The following is a 15,384-nucleotide window of genomic DNA, read 5'->3' on the forward strand; positions in this document are numbered from 1 at the left end:
GGTATGATCAACAGTTAGTAATTATTTATTTAACCCAGAACAATTTAATAATTTAAAGACATAGCTAAAATATATATCGAAAAAGAAGACATAGAAAAACGGGTATCTGAATTAAATGAGCAATGCAGATCGAGAATTGAAGTAAACTAGTAATAATTGGATGAGGGGGGATCAGAATGGAATTAAAAGGGATTAAGAAAGTTCCAAAACTATAAATAAAAAGAGTATACACTTTGTAGATGAAATCTTATAAAGGTGTTTGAATTTATTGATAGTAAAAACGAAAAGAATACTTTTGAGTGTAAATAACTTACATTATTATTTAGCACTTTAAGAATAGACCTTATAAATAAGTAAAGGGACTGTCAACAATTTTGTGTAAATCACAAATGCTCATGTTTTGCTCATGTTTATATGACAAAATAGGTATATCTATGTTGAAATATTGAAACAAGAAGCTACTGTAATGGGAGTATGAGCTTTTATTTATTTATGTTTTGACTGTTAATATATGGGCGGCATGATGTAATAAAGTCGTCAATCCCTTGATATATAAGGCTTTATTAGGAGACCTTTAGTATTTAGTGACCGGTATAAATTAATGTGTTTTATAGAGGGCTTTCATTAAGTAAACTTAATGAAAGCCTCTTTTTTTATGTCTTTCTTCTCAACGAACTCCTGTTCATTAATTATTGCTTTTATCTATTCCTTATTCTATTTCAATGAATAATGCCCATTAATTAGTGTAGTATTCAAACAGGTACGTTAATTCAATCAGGTGTTATAGAAATTACAACTTGAGGTCTCATAAATTTTCTGAAGGGGTTAAAAGTGTTAAAATAATATATTCCCCCCAAAAGATACGTATAAAATGATAAAATTTAATAGCATAGGTAATTGTAAGAGAAGTTGTTTAAGTAGATGTTTAAAAAGGGGGATATATTATGGGGGTAATTATTAAAGAAGTACGCCTAAGAGATTTTAAATCTTATAAATCAGCAGATATTAATTTATCGGAAAATTGCGTGCTTATAGGTGCCAATAACGTAGGGAAAACCTCTTTTTTGAAGGCACTTCAAATAGCCTTTATAAGGGGAATACGAGTGAGCGATGAAGATATATATGTTAATATAAATGAAATCTTACCAAAAAGCAGAAGAGCAATTATTGATATTTTAATTGTTCCTACTGATGAAAATAATCATGTAGTAGAAGAGTTTGATGAAGATTGGTTTGAGCACTTTGGAGAATTAAGAAGTGAAGATAAGAATACATTAGCTCAATTTTTTGCAATGAGAACTATAATAGCATATAACACTATTAAAGGTGAATATGAAATTGAGAAAAAGGCATTAATTGAATGGCCGCATACTGATAATGTTGAGACCTATATAGAATATAAGAGAATGAGAATAACAGAAAAGGTCTTACAGGCGATGCCAATTTTCTATATGGATGCTAAGAGAGACATTGCTATAGAAATGAAAGATAGGAATTCGTATTGGGGAAGATTAGTTAGGGATGTTGGTTTAGAGAATGAAGAAATTGAAACTATAGAATCCACTTTAGACCAAATAAATAATGAGATTATCGAACGAAGTCCTATTTTAAAACATTTAACTGATAATCTTAGTAAAATCTCCAGAACTGTAAATACAGATGAAGACAGTATTAAAATAAACCCAGTATCAAGAAAAATCAGAGATTTAAATAGAGGTATTGATCTTACTTTTAAAGATGAACAATCCGAGAGATTTCCAATATCTAATCATGGTATGGGGACTAGAAGCTGGATTACTTTCCTTACAGTAGTCGCGTATATATCATGGAAAATAGAGCAAATGGATAAAGAAGATATGCCATACCACCCAATAGTTCTTTTAGAAGAACCTGAAGCCCATTTACATCCACAAGCTCAGAGGAAGATATTTCATCAAATCAATGGTCTTTCAGGCCAAAAAATTGTAAGTACTCATTCTCCGATGATTGTGGGTCAAATAGATATAGAAGATATTAGACATGCATCTAAGACGGAAGGTAACACTACTATAAACTCAATTAATAATGCATATTTAGATGAACAGGAAATACGAAAAATTAAACAAGAAATACTTAAATCCAGAGGAGATTTACTATTTGCTAGAGCTATTCTCTTGTGTGAAGGCGAAACAGAAGACCAAGCATTACCAACCTTTTTTAGAGAATATTTTGGAGTTGAATCCTTTGAGGCAGGCATTAATATTATCAGTGTAGGAGGTTTTGGAAAGTATAAGCCTTTTTTAAGAATAGCAAAGGATTTAAATATCAAAGTATATCTTTTAAGTGATGGAGAGAAACAAGCAATACAAAAGGTCACAAGGGATATAAAAAAAGTTTACGGAGATGGGACAGTTATCGAGGAACTTAGAGGTATTAAATTTTTGCCAAACGAATTTGATTTTGAAAAATACTTGATCTATAACGGGTATGAAGAAGATCTCTTTAATGCCATGACCGAAATTCTTGGCAATGGTTTTCTAGATAAATATATTTCAGCTAAAGATCAGAAACCAAAACCTGGTGGCAGAAGAGCAACAAATGAAAAGTGTGCAACTTGTGAACAATTTATATATGAAACAACTTTCAGAGATTACAGTGGTGATGAAGGTAAAACGGATGCATTACTAGATTGTATACAAGAAAATAAAACTGCTTACTCTTCAGTAATTGCCGATATAATAATCAAGAATAGGGTAGAGAAGAAAATTCCTACAATTATAGAAGAATTATTTAAGGAAATGAATAATGATTTGAAAATTACTTCTGAAGAGAAACTGGAGGTGAATGTATAATGGAATTTCCTCTAACTGAAAATCAGTTAAAAATAGTTAAACATATAGACGGAGCACTTCTTGTTATTGCGGGTCCTGGAAGCGGAAAGACGAGAGTACTTACAGAAAGAATAACAAATTTGCTGGATATAGGAAAAAAAAGAATTCTTGCATTAACTTTTAGTAATAAAGCTGCTGAAGAGATAACCGAGCGAATTAGACAAAATATAAATGAAGAACTCCGTGACAACGTTCTGGTTGGAACAATTCATAGCTTTTGCCTTGACGTAGTTATGAATAGGGGGAATTTAATAGGGCTGCCCAATGGCATGGTCATATTTGAGTCGGATGCCGATAAGTTGGAAATAATGAAAAAGGTAGCTTACGAAATACCGGATTTAAGGAATGAAATTTTTGGATCAAAAGGTAAAAGTAATATCTTAAAGAATTATCTAAGAGAAATAAGTAAGTATAAACAGGATTTTATTTCACCTGAAGTGTTATCAGATTCTAGTGATGAGCGTGAAGTTGAATTTGCAAAAGTGTATGAAGCATATAACAATATGATGTTAGCTCAAAGAGCATTAGATTTTGATGATATTCTTTTTTATGCATACAGAATATTTACTGAAAGACCACAAATAGCTAATTCATATACGAGACTTTATAAATATATATTTGTGGATGAAGCCCAAGATTTGAATGAAGCCCAATATAAAGTTATAAGGGCATTATGTAAGGACTTTGAAAATATTATGATGGTTGGAGATCCTGCACAATCCATCTATGGATTTAATGGATCTGATAGTGATTTTATGACAGAGCATTTTATACGTGATTTTAGGACAACTGAATTCAGATTAGTTGAAAATTTCCGTTGTACAAAAAAAATAATTGAGGCTGCAAAAAAAATTCAAACTAATGTAGATAGTAGTGCTGTTTATCCGTTAGAAGGCGAATTATTGGTTCGAGAGTTTCGTAATGAACATGAAGAGGCAACATGGATACTGGGTAAAATTGAAAATCTAATAGAAAATGGGAGCAAGTGGGTTGAAGATAAAATAAGCTTTGAAAAGATTGCTGTTATTGCCAGAAATAGATATGTTATGTCAAAACTTCATGAATTGTTAATAGAAAAAGGGATACCGGTTAATCAAGGTGCTGCTTCAAGAAGTATTGAAAGCGAATCGATAGCAATAAAAGTATTTGAAGCGGGACTAAGAGTTATTATTAATCCTTATGATAATGTCCATTTTAATCAAATTCTTGGCTTAATTAAATATAAGGGGAGATTGAATAATAGTAGTGATTTGAATTACTTAGAATTGTTGATAAACATAGATATAAACAATATTGATATAGACTACGTCAAATATTTTAAAGGGATCAAAAAGGCATGGGATGTTTTGTTAGAAGATGAAGAAAATTTTTCAAGAGCCTTAAAGGTTATTACAGAGATTTTAGTTGAAGAGCAAGCACAGGACTTTGAACTAGAAAATGAACAGTATTTAATTCAAAAAGATATAGAAATGTGGAAAGGACATTGGAAGAAATATTGTAGCCAATCTGTCTTGGGTCAAAGGACTTTATCACATTTTAGAAATCAAGTATCTCTAGGGAAGACACAAACACATAGTAATTCAGGGATTTCCTTGCTGACAGTCCATATGTCAAAGGGCTTAGAATACGATATTGTATTCTTAATAGGACTTAATGAAGGGACATTCCCTGACTATAGGGCTAAAAATCATAAGGAACTAAAAGAAGAACTAAATAACATGTTTGTTGCATTAACTAGAGCTAGAAGGGTCTGCTATATTACATATCCTCAGTACAAACTTATGCCTTGGGGTGATATTAAACTTCAAGCCCCGTCTAGTTTTATAGGTAAAATGGGGCTGAGCCAAGAAAAAAATTAGTTTAGATTCCTTTATTTTCCTAAAGTTAATTGTAATGTCATTATGGCGAAATTGATAAGAAGCCTATGAACAAGTCAAGGGTACAATTTTCTTATTGTGGGGGTACTACTTTATTTAGGGGGAAAAACAGCCCCAAGTGAATTAATTTCACTTGGGGACGTACATTAATTCGTGTCAGCGATTTTGTTCTACTATTAGAATTTATATTTTATGGTTGATAGTATAAGAAAAACTAAGGCTTTCATCATTGGATTTGGCGACAAGCTAAGATTGTTTAGAGGAGGTCATAATTAATCCTACTTGCTTTAAGAAGAAAGTTAGAAATTAAGGTTTGTTCTAATGAATGAGATGTAATGAGAATTCTTTCATTAAATTTCCAAACTTATTGGAAGCCTCTTTTTTCAAGTTTTTTGTCATGTGTGCATATATATCCATAGTAGTTTTAATGTTATTATGCCCTAACCGTTCTTGTATTTCTTTAATATGAACATTAGCTTCAATTAATAAAGAAGTGTGTGTATGCCGGAATGAATGAGGTGTAACGGGCTTATTAATTGTTGTTTTCTTTAGAATTCGCTTCATTCTATGGAAAGATGTTTAATTGTTTTAGGATATCCTTCATTGGTTGCATAAATAAAGCCACTATCTATATAAAAAGGCTTGTTTTCTTTCATAACATTTTCTTGTTCTCCCTTGTGTTTCTGGAGCAATTTCATTAACAATGAATCAAGTGTTATTGTACGTATAGATTCTACTGTTTTAGGGGTAAGTAATGTATATTTTGATTTGTTATTAGTTGGATTGTAATATTTTTTATAACACGTAGTGTATGGTTTGTAAAATGAATATCAGACCATTTCAAAGCGATCATTTCACCAATTCGTATACCTGTATATGCTAACATTGTGAAAACTAGCAGATCGCCATCTAAACCTTCATTTTTAATAATTGTAAGAAATCCTCTAATTCTTCTTTTTCAAGAAATTTATCAAAGTAGGTATGAGTCTAATAAATTTATGAAAAGAATATAAGTAAGTCTAAAAAAGGTCAATTATAAAAAAATTTTAAGAATCTTATCAGTGATTTACGGTAACTATATATTTGTAAATGATCATGCTTTTGCTCATGTTTCAAAAAAACAAGAGATTTTCAGTAAGGGAAATTTTACTGGAAATCTCTTTTCTTATTTGTGACCATTAGGCACTTATGAACTTAGTCTGTTCATCTCACTTTTTAATTGCACTTCATCGTATTCGGTAAGTATAAATCCTTCGATTTCGATTTCGTGTTAAAAGGTTTTTCTATTTTGATTACTCCGGTTAATCCTTATTCGGCTAAAGCCCCTTCAGTTGAAGAAGGCATCTTGATTGCTTCTTATTTTTTTATTAACTTTTGATACTCTTTTATCAACTTAACAAAGTCATTAATGAAATGTAGATTATGTGGCAATTTAAATTCCTTTAATAAATTATGGGTGTATTTCCTTCTCTTTCTTTCGTTGGAAAGGTTAACAAATAATTCTGTTCCTTTTATCTTATTTAATATTAAATCTGCAACTTTTTGGTAATCATGATTTTTGAAAAAAGGTATATCCATTATATTACCTGGCATCCTATTATAAGCTTTTGGATATGAATCATAAGCTCTTATCGCATTATCTCCCGACTCGTTCAAATTTGAAAATGAGGTATTTACTAAAGGGATTAAACTAATACTGAATGTGGCTCCTAAATTATAACATTATATATTACAGGATTTCCTGTTGGCTCTTGAAGACAGGTCTTATAAGCCCTGTCGAATACGCTTTCGGATTCCCAACGTAATACATATCATATACACCATTATGGATGGATGATATAAATGCCAGTGTAATCTTTAATTCCCATGCCTTCTCTTACTTTTGTATTTTTAAGTTCAAGCAATTCTTGTGAAGTATTTTTTTACCTTTTCTCTAAGAGCATCTAAACCTTTTCTCACAATTTCTTTTTTTGCACTACTTTAAATTTGGCTTTTTTTAGAAAAACATAGTTCGCCTGGGTATAGAATTATATTCATAATCCTTACCTAAAACCAACTTTAACCAATTCATTTCATCTTCCGTTATCATATTATCACCTTCCTGGGTACTAATATTTCACATCAATATATGTAGCCACACGATACTACTATTAGTCTTTCTAATCAAATTCTTACAAGGAAGTGTGTAAGGGAAGACTGTTTTATTAAAAGTAGGCAAAAAATGAAAAAGTAAGGGTTTCTCTAATAAAGAAGAACCCTTACTTTTCCATTATAATTCAATAGCTTTAATATACTTCTATATGCCCCTCATTGGATGCTACTATTTTCGGAAGAGAGTATCGTTAGATATAAAAAGCATTATATATCAAAGTTTAAACCCCTCAAGAAATGTGAGGTTATCTAATGGTAGATTCAAGCGTTTAAATTGTTTAATGACTATCTCTTGTTTTACTTTTCCTTTTTTTGGAATGCTTTTGGATAGCTTTCTGGATGACCGACTACTGCCCCTTTTTCAATCCACTGTTGTCGATATAATTGAAAAGCGGCTTCTTTCATTTCATCAGGAGTGACAATATATCCTAAATCTACATCATGATCTTCACTGTACCCATATTGAAAACGACAACAAGGGCATATTTCATAAGAGGGAGCATAGGTATTCTCTTCGTATGGTGTTTCATCTTCTACAGCATCATATCCGCAAATTGGGCAAGTATAAGTTTCCATCTAAATTCAGCTCCTTATTGATTATTATAATATGCTCTAGCTTTTTTCTTCCATTCTTTTTGTCCATATTTTGGTTTAAAAAAAGTTTTTATGACATCATTCTTCGTTAAAGAAATAAATTCTCCAGTTTGGTTATTATTTAACAATATCTCCTGAGTTACCTTTCTTTTTCTTACTCAAAACATTTTTACTGGTTGATCCCGCTAAACTTTGAGCCCTTTTTAAATAACCTGCCTTAGTTAATCCAGGAAATTCCTTTTTATGATCTCCCCAATGCCCATTTAACTTTTTTGTACTCGCAAATTTTATTTTTGAGAATGTTTTTCCAGAAGCTTTTGTCCCATATTTCTTCGTAGCATTGTTTACAGCACTTTTCCCATATTTTTTAATTGCCCATTTTACACCATGTTGAGCTACCTTAATAGCCACAACTATTGCGGGATACCAAGAAGCCTGAAATTCAGCAGTATCCACATAAAATTACTCTTCTGTATCAAGATCAGTGACTTCAATATCAAAATTATACTCAAACAACATATTTATAGCTAAAAGGCGTTTCCGTACAGAGTTCTCACTTTGTCGGAAGCGTCCTTTTTCATTTTATTTATGCATGAATAAATATCTCTTTATTGAGTTTCATACCTTCATAGCCAACTCTTTTCATAATAGACCTTTTTATAATGTTAAGAATCGTATTAAAAACAAAAAAACCGGACGAAAATGTCCGGTTTCTAACTCTTAGGAATACTGCCCTGTCACTTTCCCTCCTACTTCTCTCTATTAAAAAGATCAGAAAGATTTTTAGTAGCGTCATTTGTTTCTTGCACTAGATGCGTGAGTTGTTCCTTATTTTCCGTTTGCAATTGAATACTTGCGGAAATCTCTTCCAGGGAAGCGGTGGTTTGTTCTAAAACAGAAGCAAATTCGTTTACTGATGCTTCAATGTTTCGAGTATCTTGATCAATATTTCCCGTTACAGATGTGAAACTTTGGATTTCTTGTTGAAGTTTATTAATGGAGTCTTGGATCGATTGGAAAATAGATCTATTTCGTACGGTTTCTTCAATATTTTCATCCATTCTACTTGATACAACATCCATTTGTTTTTGCGTTTCCTGATTGTTTTCGTGTACTTGATTTAACATGGTAGAAATTTGCTCCGTAGTTTGTTTGGACCCTTCTGCTAGTTTACGAATTTCGTCCGCAACAACGGAAAAACCTCTACCTGCTTCTCCGGCTCTAGCTGCTTCAATAGAGGCATTTAGAGCAAGGAGGTTTGTTTGATCGGAAATTCCTTGTATGGCCTCAATTGCTGTTAACGACGACTCGATATTTTTACTTAATTGATTCATATCTTTTTTCAAGATTTCAATGAATTCCTTGAAATCTTGCATATTATTATTTAGCACTGCTGACTGTGAACTACCTTCATCAATTCGTCCAGTTATGTTACTCGTAAAACGATTCGTTTCTTGTACCCGTTTATTCATGGAGACAACTTGCTTTGCAGTACTTTCCATTGCAGTCATAATATCATTAATCGAATTTCCTTGTGATTGTGTTCCAGCAACAATTTCTTGTATTGAAATATTTACTTCTTCGATTGTTTGTTTTTCCAATTCGGATTGTGACTTCACTTGTTCCATGTTGTCTGCAATAACTCGTGAATTATCTTCAATAACGATCCGTTGCTGCGTTTCCTTGTGTAACTGCTCTTCAGCATCAGCCTTCATACTACCAAGATCTTTCTCCAATCTGCCCATAACTTTCGTTTGGAAGACAAGAACGAGAACAGATAGAGAAAACAAGAATAGATAGGTGGTGAGATCGGAAGAATAAATAGCTCCATTTATAGAAAAGGCAAAAAGTAATAAACTAACCGCTAAAGCAGTTCCGATAATAAAAATTGCTAGATTCATATAAAAGGCGGAACTAATTAGTAGGAAATAGAGAAGAGAAAGGTTATTTTCAGATGGGCTGATAAAAATAATACTCCCTAAAATAGCTGCTAATCCGATTATCGCGAGATACCCGATTTGTTTCGTGAATTTTTTTGTTTTGAGCAAATAGGCAATTGTACCACATAAAACAAGCCCACCAATTGCGATCGCTAGAATGAGTTCAAGCGGTTTATTCATGCCTATTTCTACTACTACACCTAAAACTACTGTTATGATCAACATGATTAAAATAATTCTATTTTTTCTTTGTAATGTTTTCAGTTGTAATTCATCAATCGTCATGAACATTCACTCCTTCAGTTTGTGAAAATTTCCATTTTTTATATCGGAATAGTAATGAAAAATATAAATATATGATTCCTTAACCAAGAGAAGAATAAAAATAGAACACTAGCATAGACTAGTGTTCTGCTTGTAGAGTTATATGTTTTTACAGTAACTCTTTGAAATAGGAAAGGTTTTCTTCAAAGTTTGGAATAACCTTTTCGGTTTCAGCTTTCTTCACTAAACGTACTAGTAAGTCGTTAAATGGTGTGTCGATATCGGTTTCTTTACCTTTGGATGAGACAACCCCATTAATATAGTCTATCTCGGTTTTTCGTTGCTTTTCGAGGTCTTGTAACATACTTGCTTTGAGTAAGGCTTGTGGTCCAAATGCTTTCTTTGCAAAACCGATTGCTTGAGCTAGATTGATCTTGTTTTCCTCTAGTTTAAAGATAGCTAAATTAAATCCAGCAAGTTCTTCAAATTCCACACCTGATGCGATCCCAACTTTAAGTGTTTCATCTGCTAACATTACTGCGCTTGTTACAGCATCTTCATTATTAAGAACGTCTCCGTATGTACAACCTAAAGCAGTAGATAACCCACTCATAGCAACATTTACTAAGAGTTTTGCCCACTTCGTTCCTACAAGATTAGTAGAGATAGTTGTATTACCTACTAAATCAAGAACTTTCTTTATTTGGTGAATACGGTCCGTAGTGGTTCCATCTAATTCGCCGATTTGAAAAGCGTTTGCTTTGAATGCATCAGCTGCTGTTGTTAATTCGGATACACCAGGTTTAACCCATGTTGCACCAAACTCAACGGATCCGCCGATCACTTTATCCTTGCCTAAAATAGAAGCAAGCGACTCTTCCGGAACACCGTTCTGTAAGGAAAGAATGGTACTATCTTCATTTAAATAAGGTTGAAGATTAGATAGAACCTCCTCATTATATAGTTGCTTCGTTAATAAAAGGACTAAATCATAAGTTCCTTCCATTTGCTCTGGAGTAATTGCTTTTACCGCAATTGTTTCCGTAACGGTTCCTGTAATGGTTGCACCAGATTGATTTAGAGCGTCAACATGCTCTTTGTTCACATCAATAAGTTCTACAATTTCGGCCCCTTTTGAAAGATATGCACCGATAATGGTGCCTAAGGAACCAGCTCCCATGATTGCTATTCTCATATAATTCCTCCTCTAAGTTGCAATGGCAATATAAAGTATACTCTATATCCAAATTTAATGCATATATATTGAATATCAACTAAACATTTCCATTTCACAGCCGATATAAGATAGTAGAAGAGGTTGCAAATATGATAGTAAGGGGATTGGGATGGGACAACAAGATACATATAATACACAAAGGGTTCATAAGGTTAATTTATTTTTATTATCTTCAATAGTGTTACTTTTAGTTATACCGATTGTATTTTCCAGAGGTTTTAGTGATAGTGTAGGTATCGTGGTTGCGGGTACATTGGTTATTATTCTCTCTGTAATTAATTATTACGTACCACTACCTCCATATGTAAAAGGTTTAATCTTCGCTTTATTACCGTTTTTAGTTACAATCGCTCTATTTCATTCGGATGGTTTTGCATTAAATAAGCATTATATTATATTATTGTCTATTGCAATGATTGCTCTTTATTTTAAAGAAAAACTTATACTTATCTTTGCTGTTTTTGTTAATGTAGCGATAATTGCCACGTACTTGATGGTACCCGAAGAAATATTCGGTTTGGATCATAACTTTAAAGGTTTTATTACGGTAATTGCCTTAATTAACGGGATATTGGTTGCTTTGTATTTGTTAACCAAATGGGGAAGAGAATTAATTAATGAATCGTATCAGAAGGAAATGGAAGCACAGCTTTTAACAAAGCAATTAAAAGAAACGCTTCAGAAAATCGAAAAAAATACAAATACACTAGATGATAATATCGATCATTTAAATAACAATATTACAACAATCTATGATTCTAGTCATCTGATCAAAGAATCAGTTGAGCAAATGGCGACTGGAATACAAGAAGAGGCTAATAGCATTAGTTCGGTTAGTGAATCAATGGGAGATTCGGTAGATCGAGCGAATAAATCCATTTCCATATCACAAGATATTGTGGACAAATCAGATACCATGAATAAAAAGGTTCAAGAAGGCTGGGAGAAATTTAATCAAGTAAACAGTTATATGTCTACTGTAAATACTGCCATAAGTACCACTGCTATTACAGTAAATGATTTACAAACGAGCTTAGAAACAGTAAATTCCCTCTTAAAAGGAATTAAGGATATTGCGGAGCAAACGAATCTATTAGCATTGAATGCTGCTATTGAATCTGCGCGTGCTGGTGAGCATGGAAAAGGTTTTGCCGTCGTAGCAGATGAGGTGCGTAAGTTAGCGGAACAAAGTGCAAATATAACATTAGATATTGAAAATGTAACACAAGACTTATTCCACCAATCAAAAAATGCCCAAGAGAAGTCGAACAAAGGGGAGATAGCTTTTGTGGAAGGACAGAAAGTATTGGATGAGCTCTCTTCATACTTCAAAGAAATAAAGGATTCCTTCCAATACACAAATGATGAGCTATCGATGGGAATGAATGAAATTCAATCATCGACGGACAATTTCAAGGATATACAAATGCAAATTGAAACAGTAGCAAATATTGCAGAAGAGAATACTTCTTCTACCCAAGAAATAGCTGCAACACTTGAAAGTGAACATCAATTAATTTCAGATATAAATACAGCAATTGTAGAAATCAATAAGCTAAGTAGTGAACTAAAGAAAATAATTACGACGAATTAATAAAGTGAAACTTCGATCAGTGGGGATTTTCGTTCTTCCCCACTGATTGTTAGTTGAACGAATCGGGGTAAAAACGGACGACATGTGTAATCTGTCCCGTCAACCCTTGATATTTAAAGTGATTTGTAAATAAGATGTAACATCAGAGATATAAAAAGGCTTCTCACTAGTTGAATAAACTTTGAGAAGCCTTTTTCATTGATGGTTGCTTGATTAGGGGAAAGGTGTTGCATGTTAGTACCAAAAATGTGATGGACATTAGTTATTGAAGTATTAGAGAGGTTTCCATGTTATTAAACTTTATGGAGGCCTTTCTTTTAGTTTTCTTGATCAATAATAATAAAAATAGCATTATTTTAACGAGCTAAAGCCACTTCATTTGCTAAAGGATTAGGGCAACTTTCCTTTGCAAGGATTAAAAGTCATCAACTCCTCGCTTATTATTTAATGTAATTTCAATTATGGAGTGATTCCAAATCCGTTAAGATAAAATGCGGAAAAACATGTGGGCCAGTTTACAAAGAGTATAAGTTGTGTTAAATTAATGTTATTAAATATGTTAAATAAAAATTTAATAAAGTTAATAAACAGAGTGAATTTTACAAAACAGGCTATTTTTGAAAAGTAAAATCATCACCCACACAATGTGCAAACCTTTGGGATATATAATCTGCCTTGATAATAAGTTAGGCAATCCCGAGTGGTAGAGTTAGTAAAGACAAACATATTTAACGTATTTCTTAACCGTGAAACGAATAAACGGGTTTAAGTAAATTTTATTAAAAACTCTCAAACTACTAATACTTCAATACGGTTTTTAGATGAATGTTTGACAGTTTTAATTTTGGACCAATTTTCAATATTTTAGGAGGTAATATAATGGAAGAAACATATGATGTAGTTATTATAGGCGGGGGTAGTGCAGGATCAGTCCTTGGTGATCGTTTAAGCGCAGATGGGAAACGCAGTGTTCTTGTTTTAGAGGCAGGGAGAAAAGATTTTTCATGGGACTTATTGATACAAATGCCTGCAGCTTTGCCATTCCCAGCGGGGAAATCTTTGTACGACTGGAAATATGAATCTGAACCTGAGCCCTATATGAATGGACGACGTATTAAGCATGCCCGAGGTAAGGTGCTAGGAGGTTCGAGTTCAATCAACGGGATGATTTTCCAGCGCGGTAATCCATTGGACTATGAACGGTGGGGAGCAGATACAGGAATGGAAACATGGGACTATGCCCACTGTCTTCCATATTTCAAACGACTGGAAACTGCTTTAGCGGCAGAACCAGAAGATGAGTTTCGCGGTCAAAAGGGTCCGCTCAAATTGGAAAGGGGACCAGCAAAGAATCCTTTATTCCAAGCCTTCTTTAATGCGGCTGTGGAGGCTGGATACTCGCGAACGCCTGATGTAAATGGTTTTCGACAAGAAGGATTTGGCCCATTCGATAAACATGTGTATAAAGGCAGACGTTTTTCCGCTTCGCGTGCATATCTGCATCCGGCTATGAAACGTCATAATTTGACGGTGAAAACTCGTGCTTTTGTTTCCAGTATTGATTTCGAAGGAACCCACGCAAAGGGTGTGACATATCAACGCAACGGGAAGACTCATCAGGTCAAAGCAGGTGAAGTCGTACTCTCTGGTGGAGCAATTAATACGCCTCAGTTGCTTCAATTGTCCGGGGTTGGTAATGCGGAGCACTTGCGCTCATTAGGCATTAAACCGGTAGTGGATCTTCCTGGTGTAGGTGAAAACTTGCAGGACCATCTTGAAACTTATATCCAATATGCTTGTCCAGAGCCAGTTTCGGAGCAGCCTAGCTTAAATAAATTGAAGTTTCCTTGGATAGGCCTTCAGTGGTTGCTTGGAAGAAAAGGTCCTGCAGCAACCAACCATTTTGAAGGTGGAGGTTTTGTTCGTTCAAATGAGGATGTTAAATACCCAAATTTAATGTTCCATTTCCTTCCAGTAGCGGTGCGGTACGATGGACAAAAAGCAAACACGAAGCATGGCTTCCAAGTTCACGTGGGGCCAATGTATTCTGATGCTCGAGGGTCATTAAAGATTCGTTCAAAAAATCCTAAAGATTACCCAAGTATGACCTATAATTACCTTTCGACCGAACAGGACCGACGAGAATGGATTGAAGCTGTACGAATTTCAAGAGAAATTATGTCACAGTCAGCCTTGGCACCTTATAACTCAGGAGAAATTTCACCAGGTCCTTCTGTTCAAACAGATGAAGAGATTTTGGATTGGGTAGCGAAAGATGCGGAGACGGCGCTTCATCCATCGTGTACAGCAAAAATGGGACCAGCTTCAGACCCTATGGCTGTTGTAGATCCTCTAACTATGAAGGTCCACGGACTAGATAATGTACGGGTGGTCGATGCGTCAGCCATGCCTTATGTTACTAATGGAAATATCCATGCACCAGTATTGATGCTAGCGGAAAAGGCAGCGGACTTAATCCTAGGAGAGAAACCGCTGGAGCCTATTAATGCCGACTTCTATCGTCATGGGGTACATCCATCCGAAGCAGGAACTGTAAAAGGTTAAGTAAATAAGGTTATTATTGGAAGGACTCTTTCACAATGTATTTGCTAGTAAAGCATTCATTTGATGAAAGAGTCCTTTTTTGGATGGGAAATATAACTGTTAAACTACAAAATACCCATCTATCCTTACATTTCTCACAACGACTAAACACCAAAAGAGAACAGTAGGAAAACAGACTGTATTCTATGCAACAAAAATCAACCTTGTTTAAAATCGAGCCTTTCATATAAAAATTAAAAAAGTAAAAATAAAAAAGAAGCTGGCTTCTCTATATTAGAGAGACCAGCTTCTG

At 33.8% G+C, this 15,384-nt stretch carries 9 protein-coding genes and 1 pseudogene; 4 read left to right on the top strand and 6 right to left on the bottom strand.

The genetic code is table 11. The annotated features are described in order from the left end of the window. The first annotated feature begins 944 nt into the window (after positions 1-944). Together AC6CHS_RS15600 and AC6CHS_RS15605 are read left to right on the top strand one after the other, a co-directional pair. Positions 945-2,831 (top strand): ATP-dependent nuclease, encoded by a 1,887-nt coding sequence (locus AC6CHS_RS15600; protein ID WP_498237496.1) that lies wholly within the window; start codon positions 945-947, stop codon positions 2,829-2,831. Further along, positions 2,831-4,729 carry an ATP-dependent helicase gene (locus AC6CHS_RS15605; protein ID WP_498237498.1) on the top strand — a complete coding sequence of 633 codons (1,899 nt, stop codon included), beginning with the start codon at positions 2,831-2,833 and terminating at the stop codon, positions 4,727-4,729. Before AC6CHS_RS15600 ends, AC6CHS_RS15605 begins: the two co-directional genes overlap by 1 nt. Before the next feature lie 336 nt (positions 4,730-5,065). Here the strand turns inward: AC6CHS_RS15605 and AC6CHS_RS15610 are convergent, their stop codons facing one another. The 6 genes and pseudogenes from AC6CHS_RS15610 to AC6CHS_RS15635 all read right to left on the bottom strand — a co-directional run bounded on the left by AC6CHS_RS15610 (position 5,066) and on the right by AC6CHS_RS15635 (position 10,891). Beyond that, positions 5,066-5,311: a tyrosine-type recombinase/integrase gene (locus tag AC6CHS_RS15610; protein ID WP_498237500.1), complete on the bottom strand. Its 246-nt coding sequence runs from the start codon at positions 5,309-5,311 to the stop codon at positions 5,066-5,068. A gap of 169 nt (positions 5,312-5,480) precedes the next feature. Next, a complete protein-coding gene (locus tag AC6CHS_RS15615) occupies positions 5,481-5,633 on the bottom strand; it encodes a tyrosine-type recombinase/integrase (protein WP_498237502.1) in 153 nt (50 codons plus the stop codon). A 1,562-nt stretch (positions 5,634-7,195) separates the two neighbouring features. Next, positions 7,196-7,474, bottom strand: coding sequence for a hypothetical protein (locus AC6CHS_RS15620; protein WP_498237504.1), 279 nt, complete (start codon positions 7,472-7,474; stop codon positions 7,196-7,198). Between the two features lie 14 nt (positions 7,475-7,488). After that, positions 7,489-8,008: pseudogene (locus AC6CHS_RS15625) on the bottom strand (SAR2788 family putative toxin); the annotation flags it as partial. A 233-nt stretch (positions 8,009-8,241) separates the two neighbouring features. Then, on the bottom strand, positions 8,242-9,717 hold the full coding sequence (locus AC6CHS_RS15630; protein WP_498237506.1) for a methyl-accepting chemotaxis protein: 1,476 nt from the start codon (positions 9,715-9,717) through the stop codon (positions 8,242-8,244). 148 nt (positions 9,718-9,865) lie between these two features. Then, complete coding sequence (locus tag AC6CHS_RS15635) at positions 9,866-10,891, bottom strand: ketopantoate reductase family protein (protein ID WP_498237508.1); 1,026 nt, start codon at positions 10,889-10,891, stop codon at positions 9,866-9,868. A gap of 151 nt (positions 10,892-11,042) precedes the next feature. On the opposite strand from AC6CHS_RS15635, the gene AC6CHS_RS15640 reads away from it, so the two are divergent. Beyond that, positions 11,043-12,527, top strand: a complete 1,485-nt coding sequence (locus tag AC6CHS_RS15640) for a methyl-accepting chemotaxis protein (RefSeq protein WP_498237510.1) — start codon at positions 11,043-11,045, stop codon at positions 12,525-12,527. Between the two features lie 879 nt (positions 12,528-13,406). After that, positions 13,407-15,092, top strand: coding sequence for a choline dehydrogenase (gene betA / locus AC6CHS_RS15645; RefSeq protein WP_498237511.1), 1,686 nt, complete (start codon positions 13,407-13,409; stop codon positions 15,090-15,092). Positions 15,093-15,384: the final 292 nt, after the last annotated feature.

Source organism: Oceanobacillus sp. GQ8, from assembly GCF_059758495.1.